This is a genomic window from Pedobacter sp. 22226 (assembly GCF_052045455.1).
GTDB lineage: Bacteria > Bacteroidota > Bacteroidia > Sphingobacteriales > Sphingobacteriaceae > Pedobacter > Pedobacter jeongneungensis.
This window is the reverse complement of record NZ_JBQEPB010000004.1, coordinates 462,801-487,225: the sequence shown is the minus strand read 5'-3', so window position 1 is coordinate 487,225 and position 24,425 is coordinate 462,801. Positions and strand designations below refer to the sequence as shown.

General features: G+C 38.5%; 22 protein-coding genes. 14 read left to right on the top strand and 8 right to left on the bottom strand.

The features are described from left to right. Positions 1-23 precede the first annotated feature (23 nt). From ACTJKC_RS11595 to ACTJKC_RS11570, 6 genes are all read left to right on the top strand, one after another. A complete protein-coding gene (locus ACTJKC_RS11595) occupies positions 24-629 on the top strand; it encodes a hypothetical protein (RefSeq protein ID WP_440792059.1) in 606 nt (201 codons plus the stop codon). A gap of 175 nt (positions 630-804) precedes the next feature. Then, positions 805-1,464, top strand: coding sequence for a hypothetical protein (locus ACTJKC_RS11590; protein WP_440792057.1), 660 nt, complete (start codon positions 805-807; stop codon positions 1,462-1,464). 112 nt (positions 1,465-1,576) lie between these two features. Then, entirely contained in the window at positions 1,577-3,526 is a 1,950-nt protein-coding gene (locus tag ACTJKC_RS11585; protein WP_440792055.1) for a beta-N-acetylhexosaminidase, read from the top strand. A gap of 51 nt (positions 3,527-3,577) precedes the next feature. Beyond that, positions 3,578-4,048, top strand: coding sequence for a CYTH domain-containing protein (locus tag ACTJKC_RS11580; RefSeq protein WP_440792053.1), 471 nt, complete (start codon positions 3,578-3,580; stop codon positions 4,046-4,048). A gap of 430 nt (positions 4,049-4,478) precedes the next feature. After that, a complete protein-coding gene (locus ACTJKC_RS11575) occupies positions 4,479-4,943 on the top strand; it encodes a BON domain-containing protein (RefSeq protein WP_344853511.1) in 465 nt (154 codons plus the stop codon). 8 nt (positions 4,944-4,951) lie between these two features. After that, positions 4,952-5,374 (top strand): SH3 domain-containing protein, encoded by a 423-nt coding sequence (locus tag ACTJKC_RS11570; protein WP_344853512.1) that lies wholly within the window; start codon positions 4,952-4,954, stop codon positions 5,372-5,374. A gap of 51 nt (positions 5,375-5,425) precedes the next feature. On the opposite strand, the gene ACTJKC_RS11565 is transcribed toward ACTJKC_RS11570, so the two are convergent. From ACTJKC_RS11565 to ACTJKC_RS11555, 3 genes are all read right to left on the bottom strand, one after another. After that, positions 5,426-6,394, bottom strand: coding sequence for an FKBP-type peptidyl-prolyl cis-trans isomerase (locus tag ACTJKC_RS11565; RefSeq protein WP_440792050.1), 969 nt, complete (start codon positions 6,392-6,394; stop codon positions 5,426-5,428). Between the two features lie 199 nt (positions 6,395-6,593). Continuing rightward, complete coding sequence (locus ACTJKC_RS11560; protein WP_440792048.1) at positions 6,594-7,589, bottom strand: FKBP-type peptidyl-prolyl cis-trans isomerase; 996 nt, start codon at positions 7,587-7,589, stop codon at positions 6,594-6,596. A gap of 44 nt (positions 7,590-7,633) precedes the next feature. Further along, positions 7,634-8,644 (bottom strand): DHH family phosphoesterase, encoded by a 1,011-nt coding sequence (locus ACTJKC_RS11555; RefSeq protein ID WP_440792046.1) that lies wholly within the window; start codon positions 8,642-8,644, stop codon positions 7,634-7,636. Between the two features lie 290 nt (positions 8,645-8,934). Here ACTJKC_RS11555 and ACTJKC_RS11550 point away from each other — a divergent pair, with 290 nt between their 5' ends. The 3 genes from ACTJKC_RS11550 (at position 8,935) to ACTJKC_RS11540 (ending at position 10,694) form a co-directional block, all read left to right on the top strand. Then, the gene (locus ACTJKC_RS11550; protein ID WP_440792044.1) at positions 8,935-9,354 is read left to right on the top strand and encodes a nucleoside-diphosphate kinase; all 420 of its coding nucleotides are present in this window, start codon (positions 8,935-8,937) and stop codon (positions 9,352-9,354) included. 108 nt (positions 9,355-9,462) lie between these two features. Next, positions 9,463-10,236 carry an FKBP-type peptidyl-prolyl cis-trans isomerase gene (locus tag ACTJKC_RS11545; protein ID WP_344853516.1) on the top strand — a complete coding sequence of 258 codons (774 nt, stop codon included), beginning with the start codon at positions 9,463-9,465 and terminating at the stop codon, positions 10,234-10,236. A 281-nt stretch (positions 10,237-10,517) separates the two neighbouring features. Then, positions 10,518-10,694, top strand: a complete 177-nt coding sequence (locus tag ACTJKC_RS11540; RefSeq protein ID WP_315424920.1) for a hypothetical protein — start codon at positions 10,518-10,520, stop codon at positions 10,692-10,694. A gap of 88 nt (positions 10,695-10,782) precedes the next feature. On the opposite strand, the gene ACTJKC_RS11535 is transcribed toward ACTJKC_RS11540, so the two are convergent. Both ACTJKC_RS11535 and recF read right to left on the bottom strand, forming a co-directional pair. Continuing rightward, positions 10,783-11,073, bottom strand: a complete 291-nt coding sequence (locus tag ACTJKC_RS11535; protein WP_344853517.1) for a DUF721 domain-containing protein — start codon at positions 11,071-11,073, stop codon at positions 10,783-10,785. Beyond that, the gene (gene recF / locus ACTJKC_RS11530; RefSeq protein ID WP_440792042.1) at positions 11,066-12,169 is read right to left on the bottom strand and encodes a DNA replication/repair protein RecF; all 1,104 of its coding nucleotides are present in this window, start codon (positions 12,167-12,169) and stop codon (positions 11,066-11,068) included. The genes ACTJKC_RS11535 and recF overlap by 8 nt, the downstream gene beginning before the upstream one ends. A 123-nt stretch (positions 12,170-12,292) precedes the next feature. Here recF and ACTJKC_RS11525 point away from each other — a divergent pair, with 123 nt between their 5' ends. Both ACTJKC_RS11525 and ACTJKC_RS11520 read left to right on the top strand, forming a co-directional pair. Further along, complete coding sequence (locus ACTJKC_RS11525; protein WP_440792040.1) at positions 12,293-12,685, top strand: hypothetical protein; 393 nt, start codon at positions 12,293-12,295, stop codon at positions 12,683-12,685. A 123-nt stretch (positions 12,686-12,808) separates the two neighbouring features. After that, positions 12,809-13,474 carry a tetratricopeptide repeat protein gene (locus ACTJKC_RS11520; RefSeq protein WP_344853520.1) on the top strand — a complete coding sequence of 222 codons (666 nt, stop codon included), beginning with the start codon at positions 12,809-12,811 and terminating at the stop codon, positions 13,472-13,474. A 699-nt stretch (positions 13,475-14,173) separates the two neighbouring features. Here the strand turns inward: ACTJKC_RS11520 and pth are convergent. The 3 genes from pth to ACTJKC_RS11505 all read right to left on the bottom strand — a co-directional run bounded on the left by pth (position 14,174) and on the right by ACTJKC_RS11505 (position 16,737). Then, positions 14,174-14,734: an aminoacyl-tRNA hydrolase gene (gene pth, locus ACTJKC_RS11515; RefSeq protein WP_440792038.1), complete on the bottom strand. Its 561-nt coding sequence runs from the start codon at positions 14,732-14,734 to the stop codon at positions 14,174-14,176. A gap of 210 nt (positions 14,735-14,944) precedes the next feature. Further along, on the bottom strand, positions 14,945-15,529 hold the full coding sequence (locus ACTJKC_RS11510) for a 50S ribosomal protein L25/general stress protein Ctc (RefSeq protein WP_344853522.1): 585 nt from the start codon (positions 15,527-15,529) through the stop codon (positions 14,945-14,947). Positions 15,530-15,795: 266 nt separating this feature from the next. Continuing rightward, positions 15,796-16,737, bottom strand: a complete 942-nt coding sequence (locus ACTJKC_RS11505) for a ribose-phosphate pyrophosphokinase (protein ID WP_344853538.1) — start codon at positions 16,735-16,737, stop codon at positions 15,796-15,798. Positions 16,738-17,107: 370 nt separating this feature from the next. Here ACTJKC_RS11505 and ACTJKC_RS11500 point away from each other — a divergent pair, with 370 nt between their 5' ends. The 3 genes from ACTJKC_RS11500 (at position 17,108) to ACTJKC_RS11490 (ending at position 24,170) form a co-directional block, all read left to right on the top strand. Beyond that, positions 17,108-20,134, top strand: a complete 3,027-nt coding sequence (locus tag ACTJKC_RS11500) for a glycosyltransferase family 117 protein (RefSeq protein WP_440792035.1) — start codon at positions 17,108-17,110, stop codon at positions 20,132-20,134. 217 nt (positions 20,135-20,351) lie between these two features. Then, positions 20,352-23,396 (top strand): glycosyltransferase family 117 protein, encoded by a 3,045-nt coding sequence (locus ACTJKC_RS11495; protein ID WP_440792033.1) that lies wholly within the window; start codon positions 20,352-20,354, stop codon positions 23,394-23,396. A 219-nt stretch (positions 23,397-23,615) separates the two neighbouring features. Further along, complete coding sequence (locus tag ACTJKC_RS11490) at positions 23,616-24,170, top strand: REP-associated tyrosine transposase (RefSeq protein WP_440792031.1); 555 nt, start codon at positions 23,616-23,618, stop codon at positions 24,168-24,170. The last annotated feature ends 255 nt before the right edge of the window (positions 24,171-24,425 follow it).

Below are 24,425 nucleotides of genomic sequence, written 5' to 3'. Positions count from 1 at the left end.
TATTACTAAATATTTAACACTCCATGAAAAAAAACATGATTTACGGTATCTTACTCTGTACGGCATTTTCGTGTAATGATGCTGAAACACAAACCAATAATAAAGAAACACCTGCAGCACTACAGGACGACAAATCGTACAATATTATTTCGAAAAGAGGCAGTGGGGATTTAATAGAAAATTTATATGCTGATGCAGTAAGTAAAGATTCTGCGCTAAAGAAATTGGCAGAAAGTATCAATGAAATCAGGAATGGAAAAACTGATTCGTTAAAGAAATTTGATATTTATGATAGAAAAAACCAGGAGTACTTCACATCTGCCAATTACCATTTAAAAGAGATCAAAGATTCTCTGTTAAGAAAAAGTTTAACCACACTGATAGCCAAAAATCTCGAAGAATATAACGACAAGGTTTCATCGCATCGAAAACTGGTTAAAACGATAAATGCCAAAATGGTTTCTTTAAACGACCTGGAACTGGCATTAAAAGTCTCCAGAACATTCCCATTGATCAAAAAATACCAGAAAGAAAACCTGCCAAACCAAAAATCTATTTTAAATTTAAGACAGAACATCGATCAGGCGATTAAGCTGGCAGATACGCTTTACAAGAGTAAAACACAATGATTCCGATAGATAGAAGATATCCGCAAAAACTATGAAAGGTATAATGATGCGACCATCCTAAAAATTATTTCAGGAGCTAAAGGTTCATTAACCACAATAATAAAGAGATTTAATCGAAAAAGGGTAGAGTCAGCCGAGTAAAAACTCCTGTTATTCCATTAATAAAATCTAAATCATGACTACTCCAGCGCACACTAAAAATAGCTGGTTAATTAAGCAACGTTTTTTTAACCGGCATCCCAAAGAATTATTATTTACCCCACAATTCATATCATTTGGCAATCAAAAACTATCGGTTTCGACAATAAGTGATTTATCCCAGGGAGAGCCACTACAATACAGGTTTGGCATCGAATGGATTAGAGGATTTGAATTTACGGTTGGGAGAAAGTATCAACTATTTATTAAAAATGGAGATGGGGAAACGATTAAAATAAGTTTCGGTTCTTATTATGGCATAAATAAAATCTCCCTATTTAACCAATATATAGAAATATTAAACCAATTATGGCGAAGTTATTTCGATGGTTTAGTTGATCAATATCTGGAGCTTTTCAAGCAAAAAATACCATTTACTTTGGCTAATGTGAAATTTGATGAGTTTGGCATTAAAATTAAATCCGCAAGCTTCATTAAAGAAGAAGAAAAATCATTGCCCTGGGATGATGTAGGTACCAAAGATTACCAAACCTATTTTGCCATATTTTCGAAACAAGCCCCATCACTTATCAATAAAGGTTACAGCTACTTAGATAACTGGAATACTAGAATTTTATATAGCGTTGTCCAAACCATATTATTAAGAAGAAAAGGCCAAAAAAAGTTTGATAATTAGTCTTCTATTCTCCACGCCCCTTTCTCATTGCACTCTGCCAATTGCTCAAATTAAATCTTTTTTAATAAATTGCGGATTATACTTATCCGGTTAACCCGTTTTAATAATTTTAATGAAAAAGTTATTTCTGATTATCTCCTGCTGCTTCTTTACAGCCAATACATTCGCTCAATCTATTGTTACAGAAACTGAAACCGGCGATGCTGAAAGCGCTGTAGCGCAAACACCAATTGCCATTATTCCGGAACCTGTTTCATTGGTAAAAAAAACCGGAACCTTTACCTTACCCGAAAATGTAATTATTCAATCGGTTAAAAGCGGGGAGTTAAAGCAATCTATTGCTTACTTATCAGATCGTATTACCACTGCTACAGGCAAATTTGTAAGCACGGTGAGTAATTCCAGTCACCCAACCATTAAACTGATTTTAAACACGCAGGAGGATACTCAACTCGGTAAAGAAGGTTACAAACTAAACGTTAACCCTACGCAAGTGGTAATTACCGCGAACCAGCCAGCAGGTATTTTTTATGGCGTACAATCGTTAATCCAGCTTTTTCCTGCCGAAATAGAGAGCAAAGAACTGGTTAACGATGTGAAATGGAAAGCACCTTGTGTGGATGTAACAGATTATCCTAAATTGGGCTGGCGCGGTTTAATGTTTGATGTAGCCCGTCACTTTTTTACCAAGCAGGAAGTAAAACAGTTTATTGATGACATGGTACGTTATAAATTTAACTTACTGCATTTGCACTTAGCGGATGATGAAGGCTGGAGAATCGAAATTAAAGGTTTGCCTAAATTAACCGAAGTTGGTGCCTGGAGCGTTAAAAAAACAGGAACCTTTGGCGATTTTACGCCACCAACTCCTGATGAGCCCCGTACTTATGGCGGTTTTTATACCCAGGAAGACATTAAAGAACTGGTACAATATGCACAGGATCGTTTTGTAAATATATTACCCGAAATTGATGTTCCGGGCCATAGTTTAGCCATTATTGCTTCTTATCCGGAGTTATCATGCACGCCGGATGCGGTGAATTATAAAGTACGCTCAGGCGAAAAAATTATGGATTGGAGCCGTGGTGCGCCGCCAACAGCCCTGGTCGATAATACCCTTTGCCCTGCAAATGAAAAAGTTTATGTTTTTTTAGATTCAGTACTTACACAAGTAGCCAAACTTTTCCCTTTCGAATACATCCACATGGGCGGTGATGAAGCGCCTCATAATTTTTGGGAAAAGAACGATCAGGTAAAGGCATTAATGCAGCGCGAAGGTTTAAAAACCATTCCGCAGGTACAGGCTTATTTTGAAAAACGGGTAGAACAGATTGTGATTTCGAAAGGTAAAAAATTTATGGGCTGGGATGAGATTCTGGAAGGTGGCGTATCGCCAACAGCTGCAGTAATGAGCTGGCGGGGAATGAAATACGGTATTCAGGCCGCTAATGATAAACATAATGTAGTAATGAGCCCTACTGATTTTGCTTACCTGGATTATATGCAGGCAGATCAGATTACAGAACCAAAAGTTTATGCCTCTTTAAGGTTAAATAAGGCTTATCAGTTTAACCCGGTTCCGGCTGGTGTAAATGCGCAGTATGTTATCGGCGGGCAGGCAAACCTTTGGACGGAACAGATTTTCACCTTCCGCCAGGTAGAATATATGGTTTATCCGCGTGCATTTGCCATTGCCGAATCAATATGGAGTCCTATTGAAAAGAAAAACTGGACCAATTTTGTTGATCGTACGCAACAACACTTTAAACGCCTGGATTTAGCAGAGATCAAATATTCGCCGGCCATTTACGATCCTATTTTTACCGTAAAACGCAGTGCTGATAAACAACTGATGATAGAGCTTACACCTGAAATTGACGGTTTGGATATTTATTACAGTTTTGATAATTCTACTCCAGATCGTTTTTATCCAAAATATACTACTGCACTGCAGGTTCCGAAAGATGCCAGTATGTTGCGTGTAATTACGTATCGTGGTAAACAACCAATCGGCAGACTGATTAGTATGCCTGTTGCGGATTTACAGAAAAGGGCCCGTTAAACAATCAGCATTAAGATTCCCGCCTTCGCGGGAAAGACGAAAATATTAATAATGGGAAAAGAAATCGAGCGCAAATTCTTAATTGATCAGCAAAAGTGGGATAACCTTAACAAACCTGAAGGAAAACTCTTCAGGCAGGGTTATTTACTTACTGATAAAGATAAAACCATACGGGTAAGGGCTACGGAAACCAAAGGGTTTTTAACGATAAAGGGCCAAACCGTTGGGGCCACAAGGCTGGAATATGAATACGAGATCCCGGTTGGTGAAGCCACAGAATTATTAGATCAATTCTCGCAATCAGAACTTTCTAAAACACGGTACGAAATTACATTTAACGGCAAACTTTGGGAAGTGGATGTATTTTCAGGAGATAATAAAGGCTTAATTGTTGCCGAAATTGAACTGGAAAGCGAAGATGAACATTTTGATTTACCGGATTGGGTAAGCAATGAAGTTACCGAAGATGCAAAATATTATAATTCTAACCTTACCATTAAACCCTTTAAAGATTGGGTTTAAATTTCCAAAGTCTGTTTCGTAATAGTTGGGTTTGCGTTAGGGATTGTAAGGGTTTAGTACCGGTTCTTCATCGGTACCGGAGCGAAGCGCAGCCCTGAAAAGCCCGCCCTTTGGGGAACGCCCAAAGCAGTTTGCAGTTCTCAGTTTACAGCTCTCAGTTTGCAGTTCTTAGTTTGCAGTTCTTAGTTTGCAGGTTTTTAAACGATGCAGCTCTCAATGAGGCCTATAAAAACATGAATAACCCGGTTTAAGCCTGTGAGGTCTATACAGCATTTAAAATTTATTTAAATTTTCTACCGGATTTTCTTTTCTATTTAAACTCATTTCCTATATTAGCCTTATCGAATTCATCCTATCGATAGCAAAAAAGAAATTATCCCAGTTTCTGTGATTTGCAAATTCAAATAATATCAATTATAAAACCAAAAGGATGAAAACAAGTAAATTTTTAATGAGCATGGTTGTTGCGGCTACACTGTTTTGTGTGGGTTGTAAACCAAACGATGCGGCTATTCAGGCTGCAATTCAGGCCAAAGAAGCGGCTGGCATTACGGTAGCTGTTACCAAAGGGAACGTAACCTTAACCGGCGTTGTTGACGATGAGGCAATAAAAACCACAGCAGGAGAAATTGCAAAAGCCGAAAAAGGAGTAAAAACAGTTACCAATAACTTAATTATTAAACCAACTGATTTACCGGTAGTAATTGCAGATGATGCTGTTTTAATTAAGAATGTTGCCGATGCCACAAAAGATTTCCCAACGGTGAAGGCAGCGGTTAAAGATGGTGTGGTTTTATTAACCGGCGAAATTAAAAAGGCGTCGTTAATTACCCTAATGCAACATTTAAGTGCGTTAAAACCTAAAAAAATCGACAATAAACTAACCGTTAAATAATTCTAGTGATGGCATTAACAGATAAATATAAGGCATTAACCGATGCTGCAAGTGCAGCAGGTATAACTGATTTATTGGTAAGGGAACAGGATGGCGTTTTATACGTAGATGGTACTGCAGCCGACGGCGCAACCAAAGACCACCTTTGGGAAGTTTATAACCAGATTGATCCGAACTTTACTTCCGGCGATTTGGTGCTGAACGTAAATGTAGCCATTGATGCGGCCGTAACACATGCAAAGGTAATTACAGAAAGCAGTAATTTAAATATCCGCAAAGGCCCGGGTACCGATCAGCCCGTTGTAGGTAAAGCGGCACATGGTGAAGTGATTACTTTGGTTAACAGAAGCAACGATTTGTGGTGGCTGGTTAGAACCAAAGATGGCGAAGAAGGTTATTGTTATGCACAATACCTGGAAGCGCAGGCATAAAAAAAGACTTGGCAGGTTTTAAAAAACCTGCCAAGTCTAATCAATAATAATCTATTTAGCCAATGGCAAGCCTGCATTTGGCTTAATAATGCCTTTTAGTTCTACATCGAAAACCAATGGTGTAAACGGATTGATCGGTCCGCCGCCATTTTCACCAAAGCCTAATTTAGATGGTAGTATCATTTTAATCTTACCACCTACCCCAATCAGCTGAATACCCTGAATAACACCTTGTGGCAATTGTCCTAAGGGTAAACTGCGCGGTACATATTGTACGCTTTCTGAGAAAATTCCAGCTTCTTTTGCAATTTTAGCATCCGAAGTATCGAAAACATTTAATGTTCCGTTCGACTTTTTATTGGTAAACTGACCGGTATAGTCCATTAGCACTGTATCGGTTAAAGTTGCCCTTTCTGAATTTCCTGGTGCGGTAATCACATACTGCAAACCAGATGGCGCAGTAGTTACTTTCAGGTTATTCTCCTCTACATATTTAGCTATTTTGGCCGGTTCTACCGTTTTGTTTTTTTCGTTTAAAGCTTTGTATTCTGCCTCGAAGAAAAGTCTTTTCTTTGCCTCAAAAATAGAATCAGGATCTTTTCCTTTATGTAATACTTTCTCAATTTTAATGGTGAAAGAAGCAATATTCGATTTTAACCCTTTTGGTTTCGGCTGTCCGGAATATTTCTCCATCGAATCGAGGTTTAGTTTAAAAACTGCGCTATCGCCTTCTCCAAGCAATTTCAAGCCAGAAGCTAAATCACCTTTAAACATCGATTTACTGATGGCAAAAAAAGCAGGCCGCTCATTATCATAAGTGTTCACCATTACCGAATCGGGATTGGTATTGGTTTCTACCGTTTGTACACCGTTTAATTTTACATAATCGCCATCCTGAATTTTTGGCTTACCGTCACTTTTATAGATCTTGTAAGTCATATCTCCTTCACCCTTTTCGAATTTGTTACAGGCAGATAGTCCTGATGCTGCTGCCAAGAGAATAATTATTCCTTTTTTCATTTAATATATTAATTAAAAATCAACCTTTAATCCGTTTCGGGATATTAGGCCATTTTATTAGATCAGACAAAGATAGACTATAATAAGTTTTTACGAATCTTTGCAAAGTTTTTATTTCTTGGTTCTGCGTCAAAAAAAATCAGGCAAAAAAAATCCTGCTTAACTGAATAAGCAGGATTTGAAATATGTTTTCGAAAAATTATTTTTTAACTGGAGCTGCTGCTGCCGGAGCTGGAGTTGCTGGTGCTGGTTTTCCTTTGATAATGTCTTTAATTTCAAGATCAAAAGCAATCGGGCTGAAAGGCATAATACCAACTTGTGGTGCGCCTTGCTCGCCATAACCTAGGTTAGAAGGAATAATAACTTTGATTTTACCACCTTTACCAATTAACTGTAAAGCCTCGGTAAATCCTGGAATAGTACCACCAACCGGCATTTTTTGAGGTCCGTAAGGTTTGCCTGCTTTAAATTCGTTTTCAGCTTTAGCCAGTTTCTCGTCGCTTGTATCGAAGATTTTATATTTACCATCTTTACCTTTTTTAGTTACTCTACCAGTATAATCAATTAATACGGTATCGCCTAAAGCTGGTTTTTCTGCACTACCAGGAGTTTCGATGATGTAGTGTAAACCACTTGCAGTAGTTTTGGTTGCCAGTTTAGTATCTTCTAAATAAGCTTTAAGTTTAGCAGGTTCTGCAGCTTTCTTTTTCTCTGAAGAAGCTTTATAATCAGCCTGGAAAAATTCTGTTGCTCTTTTGTTGAAAGTAGAATCAGCTTCGCCAGCTTTTTTCTTAAATACTTTCTCAATTTTAACAGTGAAAGTGATGTATTTATCGTTTTTAAACTGCTCTGGTTTTGGCTGTTTGCTATGGAAAGCCATCGTATCCAAATTCACTTTAAAAGTTGCGCTATCGCCTTCTCCGAACAAGGTTAATACATCGTTCATATCGCCAGCATACATTTTTTTCTGTGCAGGAAATACAGCAGGAGTTTCGCTATCGAAAGTGCTTGATAAAACTGAATCTTTATCGTTTTTCTGGATAAAATTCATTTTAACGATGTCACCTTCTTTAATTTTTTCGTTACCTGCCGAGTGGTGGATGGTATATAATAAACCACCAGCTCCCTTTTTCTCTTGTTTACATGCCGCTAAGCCTAAAGTAGCTGCTGCTAGAATAATAATTCCCTTTTTCATTTATTAATTTGACTTTTTTAAGTTTTAGTGTTTATTTCTTGCCCTCAGGCGATCAATTGTTCTTTATATTCTGCTAATATCGATTTAAATTCGTTAACTACATCAGCTAACGGTTTTTCTGCTGCGCCACCGGCCGCATTTCTATGTCCGCCACCGTTAAAATATTTTTTACAGATTTCATTTGCAGGGAAATCTCCGGTAGACCTTACCGACAATTTAACCTTATCGGTACGTTCGATAATCAAAGCTGCCAAACGGATTCCGTTGATTGATAATGCGTAATTTACCACCCCTTCTGTATCGCCGGTTACACTGTGGTATTGGGCTAATTCTTCTTTTGTAACCGAAATTATAGCAGTATTGTATTCTCTTAAAACCTCTAATTTGTTTGACAGGCAGTAACCTAAAAAGCGTAAACGGTTTTCGCTGGCATTATCATATACCAATTGATGGATTTTCCAGTGCTCGGCACCTAAATCAATCAGGTTTGCGGCAATCCGGTACACTTCAGAAGTTGCAGACTCGAAACGGAACGATCCGGAATCGGTCATAATACCCGTGTATAGGCAAGAAGCTACATCTTTATTAATCCCGGCCTGATCATCCAGCTGGTTCACAATAAAATCATAAACCAATTGTGCCGCTGCACAGGCATTAATATCCCAATGGCGGTAATCGTCAAAATCCTCCGGTTCGAGGTGATGATCGATCATGACTTTTTTAGCACCTGCTGCCCTTACCAATTCGCCCAGTTCGTTAATGCGGCTTAAGGTATTAAAATCAAGGCAGAAAATGATCGATGCTTCATCTACCAGTTTGGCGGCCTGTTCTTGCTGTTCAGTAAAGATAATTACATCACCGTTATTCGGCATCCAATGTAAAAAAGTAGGATAATCTGTTGGGGTAATTACCCTTACATGGTGGCCTTTCTGAATTAAATATCCATATAATCCCAGCGATGAACCCATCGCATCGCCATCAGGTTTATGATGCGTAGTGATCACAATCCGTTGTGGCGTAGCCAATAATGTTTTTAATTCAGTTAGTGTAAGCATATATTTTTCGAGCAGCAAAGCTAAGTAAATTTAGAATAGGATTAAAGGATTTTAGGATTAACAGGATCATATAGAACAGGATTAAAGGATTCCGGGATTTGCAGGATGATGGGGCAACATGATTAAGTTAGGCGATTTGGTATATTTCACCACAGACAGCCGGTGGCTAAAAACCTGAATTATCGTGCCTGATTAACGATTTAATGCATTTTTACCATCCTGAATTGATGGTTATTGATTATTCATCAATTAAAACGTATTTTTGCAAAAAATTTGATATCAAAAGCACAATGAGCACTAACAGAACTTTTACCATGATTAAGCCAGATGCAGTAGCAAACGGCTACATCGGATCGATCATTAACGACATTACCAATGCAGGTTTTAAAATCATTGCATTAAAATATACTAAACTTACCGACGAAACTGCTGGCCAGTTTTATGCAGTACACGCTGAGCGTCCGTTTTACAAAGATTTAGTAAGCTTCATGTCTTCAGGACCAATTGTTGCAGCTATTTTAGAAAAAGACAATGCGATTGAAGATTTCAGAAAACTGATCGGCGCTACTAACCCGGCTGAAGCTGCAGAAGGAACTATCCGTCAGAAATATGCAAAATCTATCGATGCAAATGCGGTTCACGGTTCAGATTCTGACGAGAATGCAGAAATTGAAGGTAACTTCTTCTTCAAGGCTGACGAGCGTTTCTAATTTTCACGAACACAATATTTATTTAAAACCCCGAAATTTCGGGGTTTTATTGTTTTATCTATTTTGTATCTTTCGGCCTTAAAAATAATCAACACTATAAAATAAATAATGAAAAGAATTTTCTTAGCGGTATGTTTATCGGGTATCGCTGTTGCCTCTTACGCACAAACCAAAACAGCAGCAAAAAAACCTGTTGCCAAAAAACCGGCCACAGCCACTAAAACATCAACAGTTAAAGCTGCTGGCTTACAATCGTCCCTGGATTCTACCAGTTATGCCTTTGGTACCTCTATCGGTACAGGTTTAAAAACAACCGGTTTATCTACCTTAAATTACGATGTATTATTGAAAGGCTTAAAAGATGCTTTTACAGGTGGCAAGGTAATTTTAACTCAGCAACAGGCACAACAATGCATCAACGAAGCGTTATCTAAGGCATCATCAGTAAAAAACAAAGCAGAAGCTGAAGCAAATAAAATTAAATACGCACCAATTATGAAAGAAGGACAGGATTTCTTAGAACAAAACAAAAAACGTGCAGGTGTACAAACAACTGCAAGTGGTTTACAGTATGAAGTTTTAACCGCTGGTACAGGCGTTAAACCACAGGCTACCGATTCGGTATTGGTACACTACAAAGGCACATTGTTAAACGGAAAACAATTTGACAGCTCTTACGACAGAGGCGAACCGATTTCTTTCCCTTTAAACCAGGTAATTAAAGGCTGGACAGAAGGCGTACAATTGATGCCGGCTGGTTCTAAATACAAATTTTTTATCCCTTACAACCTGGCTTACGGCGAGCGCGGAGCAGGAGCGGATATTCCACCCTACAGCACTTTGATTTTCGAAGTTGAGCTGTTAAAGGTTAACGGAAAATAAACTCTATTCGTCATTTCGAGCGAAGTGCAACGAAGTCGAGAAATCTATCAAGACAGATCTCTCTCCCGAATATTCGGGACGTTACAGTCGAGATGACGATTTTTTTTTGAATAATCCTTAGTCCGTCATTTCGGGCGGAATGCAACGCAGCCGGGAAATCTGCCGAGTCGATTAGTTGTTAACCCCTCACCACAAAAAATCTCTTTAGAATTGAGCTAAATAACCCCACAATTAAAACTTTATTTAATATTCGATGTTAGCTATTACAAATTAACATAGATATGAAAAAAGCATTCCCTTTAGCACTGATCGCATTTTTATGCACTACCTTAAGTAGTTGTGAACTAGTAGAAGGTATATTTAAAGCCGGCGTTTGGGTGGGCGTAATTGTAGTTGTAGTAGTGGTTGCGCTGGTAATCTGGATTTTATCCAAAATATTCGGCGGAGGAAGGAGTTAATCCTGAGTCTACAGTCCTTAGTCGGGAGTTTAATTCCCATTAAAATATAAAGGGCATGAGTTTTAAACTGATGTCCTTTTTATTTTGCCTATAAAAATATCATTTCGGTAATTACCTCGCTCCCGGCATGCTCATTCAGCTTTTGAATAATGCCCTGGCGCACCATAATCAGTTCGTTTTTGATTACTGATGATTCTATGCGCAAAAACAGTTTTTTATCGTGGATATAAATCTGTTTCGTCCGGTTAGCTATGGCGGTGCCCATAATCTCCGGCCAAATCGACAAAATCGAAGTTTCATCAAATTTACGGCGCAAACGATACACATCCAGCATTTTGCTGATGGCATCTTTTACGGTAACATCATTGGGTTTACGCATTTTCTATGGTTCCGTTATCAACTTCAAACAAAGTTACATCAACTTCTATTTTTTCGAAAATTGATTTTACCCTTTCTTTTCCGGTATCTGTAATAAATATCTGCCCAAAATCATGGTGGGAAACCATTTGCATCAGTTTTTGAACGCGGTGATCGTCTAGTTTATCAAAAATATCATCCAGTAACAGCAGCGGTTTAAAACCTTTGTTTCTCGCGAGGTAAGCATACTGGGCAATTTTTAAAGCAATTAAAAATGATTTCTGTTGACCTTGAGAACCAAACTTTTTTAAAGGCATGCCACTGATTATAAAAGCGAGTTCATCTTTATGGATCCCGGTTGTGGTCCGTTCCAATACACGGTCTTTCTCTACCGATTTTTTCAACAGCTCTTCAAAAGTAGCGTCATTTAACTGCGATTGATAATTCAGCTCAACAATTTCCTTATTTTCGGTAAGGTAGATATAATAATGATTAAACAACGGAATAAATTCATCCATAAAAGCTTTACGGATGGCAAAAATTTTATTCCCGGCAATAATCAGTTGCTCATCTAAAATTTCGAGCAGAGTTGGGTCGTATTTTCGGGTAAGGGCAATCTGCTTTAAAAAAGCGTTGCGGTTTAACAGGATGCGGTTATAGGTAATCAGCTGATCGAGGTAATGTGCATCGGTTTGCGAAATTACGTTATCGATAAATTTCCTCCGCTCTTCACTCCCTTCCATAATCAGATTTACATCATAAGGCGAAACCATTACCACCGGGAAAAGTCCGATATGATCGGCCAGTTTATCATATTCCTTTTTATTTCGTTTAAACTGTTTTTTCTGGTTGCGTTTTACCCCACAGGAGATTTTTTCGTTTTTTTCGTTGCGGTCAAAATCACCCTGGATCATAAAAACCTCTTCGCTGGTTTTTATCTGCTGACTATCGATCGGGTTAAAGTAACTTTTACATAGACAGAGGTAATGGATGGCATCGAGCATATTGGTTTTGCCCGAACCGTTGTTACCCGTAAAAACGTTCACAGTTTCCGAAAAATGGAGATCTGCATCGCTATAGTTCTTAAAATTTAGAAGGGTAATGTTTTTTAACCACATAAATATGTCACAAATTTACCGTTTTTTAACCTCTTAACATCCATTGTTTAAAATTAACGTTAATTACATTTAAAAAAATTGTACTTTCATAGCAAGGAAAAAATTTAGATGGTAGCACAAAAAATGTTAGAGGGAAATGTTCTCTGGTCTTACGACCACGAACTGACCAATGAAAAAAGTTCAGGCTGGATCAAAAAAATTGCCGGTTTATTCTCGTTTTTAAAACCGCTTCATAATCATGAAGGTAATATCCTGTTGGCATCAAATGGTCTTTTTATTACCGGCGATGAGCAACTGGAACTTCCATTATCCCATATAGAAGAAGTTTACATGGGCTTTGATGATGTTTTCCCGGCCTCATCTGTAAAAAACTTCGGTTTGTTCTGGCAACCAATCAGGATCCGGTCGACCATTAGCCGTTCCGAAAGCCAAACCGTGTACCTCGTAATTAACCATACGGGGATTTTTAGCGACAACCAAACCTGGTTTAATACCTTAATTAGCCTGCTGCGTTAATTGTTGAAGGTATTTTAATCTTTCCTATCCTAAATAACTAATGTTTAATTAAATACTTCAAAATAAAGATTGATACTTTGATTGAAAAATGTATTTTTGCAATCTTAAATTTTTTAAACAAACATGTCTACAACAGATAACCAGACAATTCAACCAACTAAAAAAGGTTCATTTTTACAAGAGAATAATAAGAGCTTACTGTTTATTGCAGGTGCTGTAGTTTTATTAGTTTTAATATATCTTTGGTATCAAGGCGTGTATTTAAAAGGTCGTGCTGAAGAAGCTGCCAGCAAAATGTATAAAGCAGAACAATTTGTTGGGGTAGATTCATTATCAAACAAAGCAGTAAAAGGCGAAGGTGGTTACCCGGGCTTAGAGCAGATTGCAAAAGAATACGATAACACCAAATCGGCAAACTTAGCCAATCTTTATTTGGGCGGTATCTATTTACGTAAAGGCGAATACAAACAAGCGATCGAATCGTTAAGTAAATATAGCGCTACGGGTAGTCCCGTTGCAGATCCATTGGCTTTAGGTTTATTGGGTGATGCTTACAGCGAGTTGAAAGATTTTAAACAAGCAGCAACTTATTATAAAAAAGCAGCAGATAAAGCCAGTAAATTTACTTCGCCAATGTTCTTAAAAAAATTAGGATTGGTTAACGAAAGTCAAAATGATTTTAAAGGCGCTGTTGAAGCCTATACTAAAGTAAAAACACAATATCCGGAGAGTGCAGAAGCGCAATTAATTGATGCTTACATTGCAAGGGCTCAGGAAAAAGTTAAATAATCATTAACTAACTATATTTTATTAAAAGATCATCGAAAGATGGTCTTTTTTTGTTTAATAACCCTCTGTTATCTCAACAACTCCATGTTTGGTTAAGTTACCAAACAAATAAGAACAGCCGTTTTTTTCTGGAAATCAGGTACAGATGCTTTTAGGTTGATGCAGTCCCGCTCTCCGTTTCTTCCGATGCCAATTGATCTGGTATGGTAATTTATAGATATGCATCGGAACCACTGCGATCGGGTTTAGGTGGCATGGTTTTGTTGTGCTATTTTGGGTTGCAGGATGCAGAAAAATTGTCTTCAATGCTCTGTGAGGACACAGACCATGGATTAGTCGAGATAACTACAACTAAGAACATCCGTTTTTTTTTGGAAATCACATGCAGATGCTTTTGGTTGATACAGTCCCGCTCTCCGTTTTTTCCGATGCAGATTAATCTGGCACCATAATTTATTGATAAGCATCGGAACCACTGCAATCGGGTTTAGGTGGCAGGGATAGTAATGCTATTTTGGGTTGCAGGATGCAGAAAAATTATCTTCAAATGCTCTGTGAGGACACAGACCATGGATTAGCGGGATGACAGCATGAACAATTAACCCCTGAGCGTCGTCGAAGAGTAAACAATTAACCGATTAACCAATAAACTAATGGCCAATAAACCAATGACTAATTAACTAATGACTAATGAACTTCTTACTTATTAAAAGCCGTCATAGTATGCGCTGGCCCGATGGTAACGAAACTTTTAATCAGTTCTACACTTTTATCAATTAAAGCAGGCAGTTCCAATTGTTCGTTTTTATCAAATAAGCCTAAAACAAAATCTACCTGCCGGCCTTTGGGGTAATCGTTACCGATGCCGAAACGTAGGCGTGCATAATTTTGTCCGCCGCAAACTTCTTCAATGCTTTTTAAACCGTTATGACCAGCACTCGAGCCTTGTAATTTCAACCTTAACTTACCCAATGGCAAAGCAAGGTCATCTACTATTACCAGCACGTTCTCAGGCGCAATTTTCAGTTCTTTCATCCAATAGTTAACCGCCTTACCGCTCAGGTTCATAAAGGTTGTTGGCTTAATTACGTGTAGTTTTTTGCCTTTAAAGCTCACTTCCGAATAATATGCGAGGCGGATATTATCAAAACTACCACCTAAACCTTTAACCAGTTCATCGGCAATATCAAAGCCAATATTATGTCGGGTATGTGCATAATCCGGTCCGATATTTCCCAAGCCAACTATAAGATATTTCATGGGGCAAAGGTAGAAGCTTAAAGCGAAAAGACCAAAGACTAAAGCGAAAAGTCGGAAGTTAAGGGTCCGAAGTCCTGAGTCGTGAGTACTAAGTCAAAATACCATTAAGGGGGGGTAGCGTTGGTAAATTGACCGCTTAAAAAACAAAAAAGCGTTCCGACTTAAATCGGAACGCTTCATCTTATAATCAGGAAATCCTAAGAATCCTGATTATTTTTTACCTTTAGCAGCTTCAGTTTCTGCTTGTTTTAATGCTCTAGACATTGCAACAGAAACGATAGTATCTTCAGGAGTGTTAGTGATCACATATTTCTGACCTTGAAGATCGCGAACACGGAACAAGCTACCTACTTCTAATTTTTCTAAGCTTACTTCTACGTTTTGTGGCATATCAGCTGGTAATGCTTTAACACGTAGTTTACGTAATTTCTGGATTAATTTACCCCCCATTTTAACACCTGGAGAAGTTCCTGTTAATTTAACCGGGATCTCCATAACGATTTCTTTCTCGTCGAATAACTGAAGAAAATCGATGTGCATTAATACGTCGGTAAGTGGGTGAAACTGAGTATCTTTAACGATAGCTTTAGTTTTAGTACCGTTTACATCGATTTCCACAAAATTAACTTCCGGGGTATAAATAACATCTCTTAAATCAGCAATGACCACAGCTAAGTGTTGTTGCTCTTTTCCACCATACAATACCGCCGGAACTTTACCTTCGTAACGAAGTTCCTTGGCATCGCGTTTCCCTACGTTCTCTCTTGGAGAACCGCTAATTGCGATTGTTTTCATTTTTTATTTATTTAATTATTAGTAGTAAGTATTAAGTATCGAGTATCAAGACTTTAAGCCTTTAACTTTTTACCTTCAACCTTATTTAAACTCTTTTTTATGTTTAACTGGTTAATTGTTCAAATTGGTTAACTGAAAATAAATCTAAATTAACCGATTAACCAGTTTATAAAGTTAAACTACACTTAACTTTATACCTCTTTTTTTGTAAAGCGTTAGGCGGCTGGCGTTTTAACCGCTTATCGCAACACGCTAAACGATTTGCACTACACCCTAAACAAATCACTAATCGATCCATGCTCATTTACATTGGCAATTGCCCTTGCAAATAAACTTGCGGTACTTAAAACCCTTATTTTCGAACTTTCCTGTTTTAACGGGATTGTATCGGTAACAATCAGCTCAGTTAACACCGAATTTTCTACGGTTTCTATTGCTTTGCCTGATAATACCGCATGTGTACAAACGGCCCTTACACTTGCAGCACCATTTTCCATAATCAGGGCAGCAGCTTTTGATAAGGTTCCGGCAGTATCGCAGATATCATCTATCAATACTACATCCTGTCCGGTAACATCACCAATAATCGACATTGATTCAATTTCGTTGGCACGTTTACGGCGTTTATCGCAAATAATTACCTCTGCATTAAAAAACTTGGCAAAAGTACGCGCCCTGTACGAACCGCCCATATCTGGCGATGCGATGGTTAAGTTTTTTAAGCCTAAGCTTTTGATATAGGGAACAAAAATTACCGATCCATCTAAGTGATCAACCGGAATATCGAAGAAACCCTGTATCTGTGCAGCATGTAAATCCATCGTCATGATGCGGTGGATACCTGCTGACTTTAATAAATTGGCCACCAGTTTGGCGCCGATTGCTACACGCGGTTTGTCTTTTCTGTCCTGACGGGCCAAACCATAATAAGGAACCACTGCTGTAATATAATGTGCAGATGCTCTTTTAGCGGCATCAACCATTAGCAAAAGTTCCATTAAGTTATCGCTGGGCTGATAAGTAGACTGGATTAGAAAAACATCGCTACCACGGATCGACTCATCAAAGGAAGGTTGAAACTCTCCATCGCTAAATTTGTGGATGGTTACGCTACCAAGTGGCTTGCCGTAGTGTTCGGCAATTTTCAGTGATAATCCCTTAGAACCTGTTCCGGAAAAAAGTTTTACCGGGTTAAACTGCAATGGCATGGTCCGTGTGTAGTTTACGGTTAAAAAAAATCGGATCATGTAGATTTAAACATGATCCGACGTTAAATTTCTGTTGTCCGACCTGGATTCGAACCAAGACAAACGGTACCAAAAACCGTTGTACTACCCTTATACTATCGGACAAAATTTATCAAGGATATTCTCCTCGAAAGGGAATGCAAATGTAGGAACCTTATTTTAATTATGCAAGAGTGATTTTAAAATATTTTTAATTTCTTTCCTGCTGTTCTTTGTTTGCGATGCAAAGATAAAAAAATGATCATATCTGATGCAACATTTTATTTTTTTCTACGACTTTTTTTACTGCGAACCACTTAAATCATTTATTATCAAAGACTAAATTTTTACTATGAATTACTCAAGGATCAACACCATTGGAGGCTGGCTCTGTTTTACCATTGCCGCACTCACGTACATTTTAACTTTAGATCAATCGGTAAGTTTCTGGGACTGTGGCGAATTTATCTCCTCAGCCTTCCGAATGGAGGTAGTGCACCAGCCTGGCGCCCCCATTGTCTCTATGATCCAAAGATTATTTTCCACACTGGCTTTTGGCGATAAAACCAAAGTAGCCTACTTCGTAAATATTGCTTCGGCGCTTGCCAGTGCGGGTACTATTTTATTTTTATTCTGGACCATTACTGCCCTTGCGAAGAAGACAGTGGTTAAAAAAGGTGAAGAAATTAGCAAGCAACAGATCATCGGCATTATGGGTGCAGGTGTGGTTGGTGCGCTGGCTTATGCCTTTTCTGATAGTTTCTGGTTTTCGGCGGTAGAGGCTGAGGTTTACGCCATGTCGTCGCTTTGCAGTGCTATTGTATTTTGGGGCATCTTAAAATGGGAATCGCAGGCCGATGAACCAAAAGCAGACCGGTGGTTACTTTTTGTAGCTTATATTATGGGGCTTTCTATCGGTGTGCATATTTTAAACCTGCTTACCATCCCTGCATTAATATTTGTTTATTATTTTAAAAAGAACCCAAGCCCTACCTGGCAAAGCATTGTAAAAATATTTTTTGTTTCTGTTGCAGCTTTAGCGGTGGTGCAATTTGGCATTATTCAATATGTAGTATCGCTTGCCGCGAGTTTCGATTACTTTTTTGTAAACACCATGAACCTGGGTTTCGGCACAGGAATATTATTTTTTGCGGTTTTATTAATCGGAGGCTTAGTTTATGGTATCCGTTATTCTATCCTTAAAAATAAAAGGGCTTTAAACCTGATTTTGCTATTCACCGTATTGCTTTTGTTCGGTTACAGCTCTTTTGCACTGTTGGTTATCAGGGCGCAGGCCAAACCCAATCTCAACAATTACAATGTAGATAATGTATTCTCACTTTCGAGGTATTTAGGCCGCGACCAATATGGCGACAGGCCTTTACTTTATGGCGAGAATTACAATTCAGAAAAAACTGATATTAAGGAAACAGGTAAAATTTTCCGCAAAGGGGATAAAAAATATGAATCTGCCGGAACAAAATCAGCTTACGTTTTTGCCGATAAAACTTTAATGCCAAGGATGTACAGCGATAAACCCGAGCATGTACGGTTTTATAAAAACTATATGGGTTTTGATGATGAATATAAACCTACGCTGGCAGATAATTTAAAATATCTGTTCTCTTTCCAGGCGGGACAGATGTATATGCGTTATTTTATGTGGAATTTTGTTGGAAGGCAGGACAATGAGGATGGGCAATTTGGCGGAAAAGATGGCAACTGGCTTAGCGGCATTAAACCGGTTGATGCGATCAGATTGGGCAGTCAAAAAAACCTCCCCCCCTCTATTGTGGAGAACAAAGCTTATAACAGGTTTTTCTTTTTACCTTTAATTATCGGCCTCATCGGAGCCGTTTGGCATTTTAAACGCAACCAGAAAGATGCCGGCATTATCGGTTTGTTATTCATTTTTACCGGAATTGCCATTGTTGTTTACCTGAATTCTGTTCCTATTGAGCCCCGCGAAAGGGATTATGCCTATGTAGGCTCATTTTACGCCTTTGCGATATGGATTGGCTTAGGTGTATTTGGATTGAAGGAATGGGTGTTTAAAAAGTTAACACCGGCACGGGCGGGTATTTTTGCATCGGTTATTGCATTATTTGGTGCGCCAATAATAATGGCCAACCAGGGCTGGGATGATCACGATCGTTCTCAAAGCCATGTAGCGAGGGATATGTCGGTAAATTACCTAAAATCATGTGCGCCCAACGCCATTTTATTTACCTATGGTGATAACGACACCTATCCGGTTTGGTATGCGCAGGAGGTAGAAAATGTGCGTCCGGACGTACGCGTGGTAAACCTGAGCCTATTTACTGCCGACTGGTACATTGATGGCATGCGGAAAAAGCAAAATGAATCGGCTCCATTGCCCATCACCTTAAAACCTGAACAATATGTTGAGGGTACGAGAGACATTATGTATTATCAGGATTATAAAATTGCCCAACGCGTTGAATTGCAGCAGATTTTAGATATTCTCCTCTCCGACAATGACGATGATAAGGTAACCATGAACGATGGTTCCAAGTACAATGTGCTTCCGACTAAAAACCTGAAACTTGCCGTAAGTCCGCAACAGGTTTTAGATACCGGTACTGTACCCAAAGAAGATGCGGGGAAAATTGCAAGTAGTATGGAATGGACTTTCAATCAAAATTACGTAACCAAGGGAACGCTTGCTTTATTTGATATTTTAGTGCACAACAACTGGGAGCGGCCGATTTATTTTACCGGCGCCATGCCTGATGAGCAGTATTTAGGATTGAACAAATACCTTTATTCGGAAGGTTTGAACAAAAGGCTGCTTCCTTTGAAACCCGATACAGCCATCACGGAAGATTATGAACGCATTAATATTAAACCATTGTACAATAACCTGATGAATGTTTATAGTTATGGTAACATTAAAAATGCCAACCATTTAGACAGGCAATCGGCTGATGATGTAACCATGCTCTCGAATATGTTTAACGGTTTGTTAAACGGCATGATCAACGAAGGTAAGATGGCGGAAAGTAAAAAAGTGGCAGATAAATACCTTGAAGTAATCCCAGCTAAATTTTACAGCATGCGCCAGGTAATGAGCACCTATTATTTTACTGAAAGTCTTTACCGCTTAAACGACTTAAACCATGCCAATGCAATGATTAAAAAAACAGCCGATTATGTTGGGAAAGAACTGACCCACCTGGCCGATGTTTCGGAAAGTAAAAACCAGTTAACTTCTGAACAGGATGTACGTTTTTACCTTAGTTATTTAGGTCAGATGGTAAAATTAACAGAGGTATTTAAGCAAGCCGGGTTGAGCAAAAGCCTTGAAAAACAATATAATGATTTGTTTGCGCGTTTCGCACCATATGCAAACGGTTAACCCAAAAACATTCTAAATTTTAACCCATAGGCAGATTTTAAGATTTTTGCTTATGGGTTTTTATTTTCCAAATCGCTTTAAATCCTTTATGTTAACTGGCTTAGGCCGTTAAAAATTGTTAAATCAATCTAAAAATTTACCTGTTTTATCGACTAGAATAGTTAATTTCGGCAGCATTTTTATGTGAAAACAATTTTTAATATCATTAAACAAACCAATGAATTATTCAAAAGTTAATAATATAGTAGGCTGGATCTGCTTTTTAATTGCTACACTAACTTACGTTTTAACCTTAGAGCCTTCTGCAAGTTTCTGGGACTGCGGCGAATTTATCGCATCGGCATTCAGGATGCAGGTTGTACACCAGCCGGGTGCACCTTTATTCTTAATGATCCAGCGTTTCTTCTCTATTTTCGCAACAGGAGATTTAACCAAAATTGCTTACTGGATGAACGTGGGTTCGGCCGTTTCAAGCGGAGCGACTATCTTATTCTTATTTTGGACAATCACTGCACTGGCTAAAAAAACAATATTAAAAGCTGGCGAAGAACTGACTACAGGCAAACTGATCAGCATTATGGGTGCCGGTGCCGTTGGTGCTTTAGCTTATACTTTTTCTGATAGTTTCTGGTTCTCGGCTGTAGAATCAGAGGTTTATGCGCAATCGTCGTTATTTACTGCTATTGTTTTTTGGGCCATCCTTAAATGGGAAGCACATGCCGATGAGCCACGTGCCGATCGCTGGTTATTGTTTATTGCCTATATCATGGGTTTATCAATCGGTATCCACTTGTTAAACTTATTAACTATTCCGGCACTTGCTTTTATCTATTACTTCAAAAGAACAGATAAAGCAACAACAGCAGGGATTTTCAAAACACTTATTGTTGGTATCTTAATTTTAGCGGTAATTCAATATGGAATTATCCAATACCTCGTTTCGTTCGGTGCTTATTTCGATCTTTTCTTTGTAAATACTTTAGGTTTAGGTTTTGGAACCGGAGTTTTATTTTTCGCTATTTTATTAATAGGTGGAATGGTTTGGGGCATCCGTTATTCGATTAAACACCAAAAGAAATTATTGAATTTAGGTTTACTTTCTGTGGTATTAATCATTTTCGGTTATGCATCTTTCTCGATGATCATCATCCGTGCGAAGGCAGATCCAAACTTAAATAACAGTGCTCCTAAAGATGCTTTCTCTTTTCTTAGCTACTTAAACCGCGAACAATATGGCGACAGGCCACTGGCTTACGGACCAAATTATAACTCTGAAAGAACAGGGGTAACGGAAGGAAAAACCATCTGGAGAAAAGGTAAAGACAAATACGAAGTAGCGGGTAAAAAAACCGACTACGAGTACAACAACAATACGTTACTGCCACGTATGTACAGCGATGATGCAAGGCATGCGAGTTTTTACAAAGAATGGATGCACCTGGATGATTCAAAAAACCCTAACCTGGTTGATAATGTGGGCTTTTTGGCCAGTTACCAGATCGGTTACATGTACATGCGTTATTTCTTCTGGAATTTTGTTGGTCGCCAGAACGATGAGCAAGGTCAGGGAAGTGGTTTTGAAGGGGAATGGATCAGCGGGATTAAACCTATTGATGCTATGCTGAGAGGCGATCAAAGTCATTTGCCACCTTCAACTGTTGATAATAAAGCTTATAACCGCTTCTTCTTTTTACCATTAATTATGGGAATAATCGGTGCGCTTTGGCATTTTAAACGCAACCAGAAAGATGCTGGTGTGGTAGCTTTATTGTTCTTCTTTACCGGTATTGCGATTGTATTGTATTTAAATCAGAAACCATTAGAGCCACGCGAAAGGGATTATGCATATGTAGGTTCGTTCTATGCCTTTGCCATATGGATCGGTCTTGGGGCGCTCGCCATAAAGGAATGGTTATTTAAAAAATTAACCCCAACCACGGGTGCCATTGGTGCCACGGTAATCGGTTTACTGGCCGCTCCGGTAATCATGGCTGAGCAGGGCTGGGATGACCACGATCGTTCTACCAAACTGGTTCCACATGATATTGCATTGGATTATCTTCAATCGTGTGCGCCAAACGCCATCTTATTTACTTATGGTGATAACGATACTTACCCGCTTTGGTATATCCAGGAGGTTGAAAATGTACGTCCGGATGTGCGTATTGTAAACTTAAGTTTGTTCGATACAGATTGGTACATCAATGGTTTAAGACAAAAACAAAACGAATCGGCACCATTGCCAATTACCATGAAACCTGAGCAGTATGTACAGGGCGAAAGGGATGTAATGCCATACGATGATTATAAAATTGCAGGCAGTATCGAACTTAAAAACGTAGTTGATTTATTGTTATCAAATGACGATAGTGATAAGGTACCGATGCAGGATGGCACAAAATCGAACTTCCTGCCGACTAAAAACCTAAAAATTACAATAGATCCGCAACAAGTGGTGAGCACAGGAACGGTGCCGGCAGCTGATGCTTCGAAAATAGCAACAGAAATGGACTGGAAGTTTAACAAAGGTTATGTAACCAAAGGTACGTTGGCCATGTTCGATATCCTTGCCCACAATAACTGGAAACGTCCTATTTATTTCGCATCTACCGTGCCTTCTGAGCAATATAATGGTTTAGATAAATATTTGTACAGCGAAGGTTTAGCTTTACGTTTATTGCCTTTAAAAGCTGATACAACGGCGTCAGACGAGAGGCCTGAGCAGTTAAATACGCCTGCGATGTACAATAATGTGATGACCAAGTTTAAATGGGGCAATATGAAAACTGCCAAATACTTAGATCCACAATCATCTGATGATACTTTTATCTTCACCAACATTTTCAGCAGCTTAACCGGCAGCCTGATTAAAGATGGTAAAATTGATGAAGCGAAAAAAGTTGTAGACAAATATTTTGCGGTAATGCCAACTGATAAATTCTTCGGTATCCGTACCGTTGTAGTGAAATTCTACATGGCCGAAAACCTATATAAATTGGGCGAAACGGCGAGGGCGAATGATATTATGGATAAATCCGGAGAGTATATTAACAAAGAATTAACCTACTTAGCTGATATTTCTCAATCGAAAGGTTTAACCGGATCGCAGAATATTCAAACTGGTTTATATTACCTGGATAGGATGATTAAAACCAGTAAAGCTGCTGGTCAGGATAAACTGAGTGATAAACTACAGAAAACATTTAATGCTTTAGAGAGCCGTTTATCAGCTTTCTTCCCGCAACAGGGTCCGCAGCAATAAGCGGATATTGAAATAGATTATAAAGCAGCTGCATTAATTTGTAGCTGCTTTTTTATTGTCCAAACCTATTGCGCTTGCGCTCGTTTCTAACGAGTTCATTAATAGCTTTACGATTTTATCGTAAAATATGATATCCTATTTATACGTTTGAAACGGGAATGAGCAATGAACACTATACTAATCCTATGATCTCTCTCAATAAATAAATATATTTATTACATGTCAGATCAATATCAAGCCAGGGATCCGGAAGGAATTTATTTTCTAACCTTTACAATTGTGGATTGGGTTGATATATTCACACGGGTTTCCTATAAAGAAATCATTATCAATTCGCTAAAATATTGTCAATCAAAAAAGGGATTGACGCTTTACGCCTATTGCCTAATGACCAATCACATACACCTTATTGCGTCTGCCAGTGGAAATACAAAGCTTTTTGAAATTGTTAGAGATTTTAAAAAATTCACAAATAGAGCGATTATCGAAGAAATTAATTCAGGGAATGAAAGCCGTAAAAAATGGTTATTAAATAAATTCGAATTTGCAGCAAAATATTCAACCCGCATCGAAAACTATAAAGTTTGGCAAGATGGTTATCATGCTGTTGAATTAATTACTCCAGAGTTTACCTATCAAAAACTAAATTATATACATCAAAATCCGGTTCGCGCTGGAATTGTAGCTGATCCCGAGCATTACACATATAGTTCTGCATCTAATTATCATACGCTTGGTGGACTATTAGAAATTGAATTGTTAGATGTAAATTAATACATAAATAGCTGTGTAGTATCGTAAATACGATAAGTTATTTACACGCTCGTTAGAAACGAGCGCGAGCAACCCTTGAGCAACCTTGATAAATGCTTGCGCTCGTTTTCCAACGAGTGCAGCAATAGCCCTACGATTTTATCGTAAAATCCAGAAATATACAGATACTAACACCGTAAGATACAGTATCCTATTTACACGCTCGTTAGAAACGAGCGTGAGCTACTGATAATGTTCGCGCTCGTTTCCAACGAG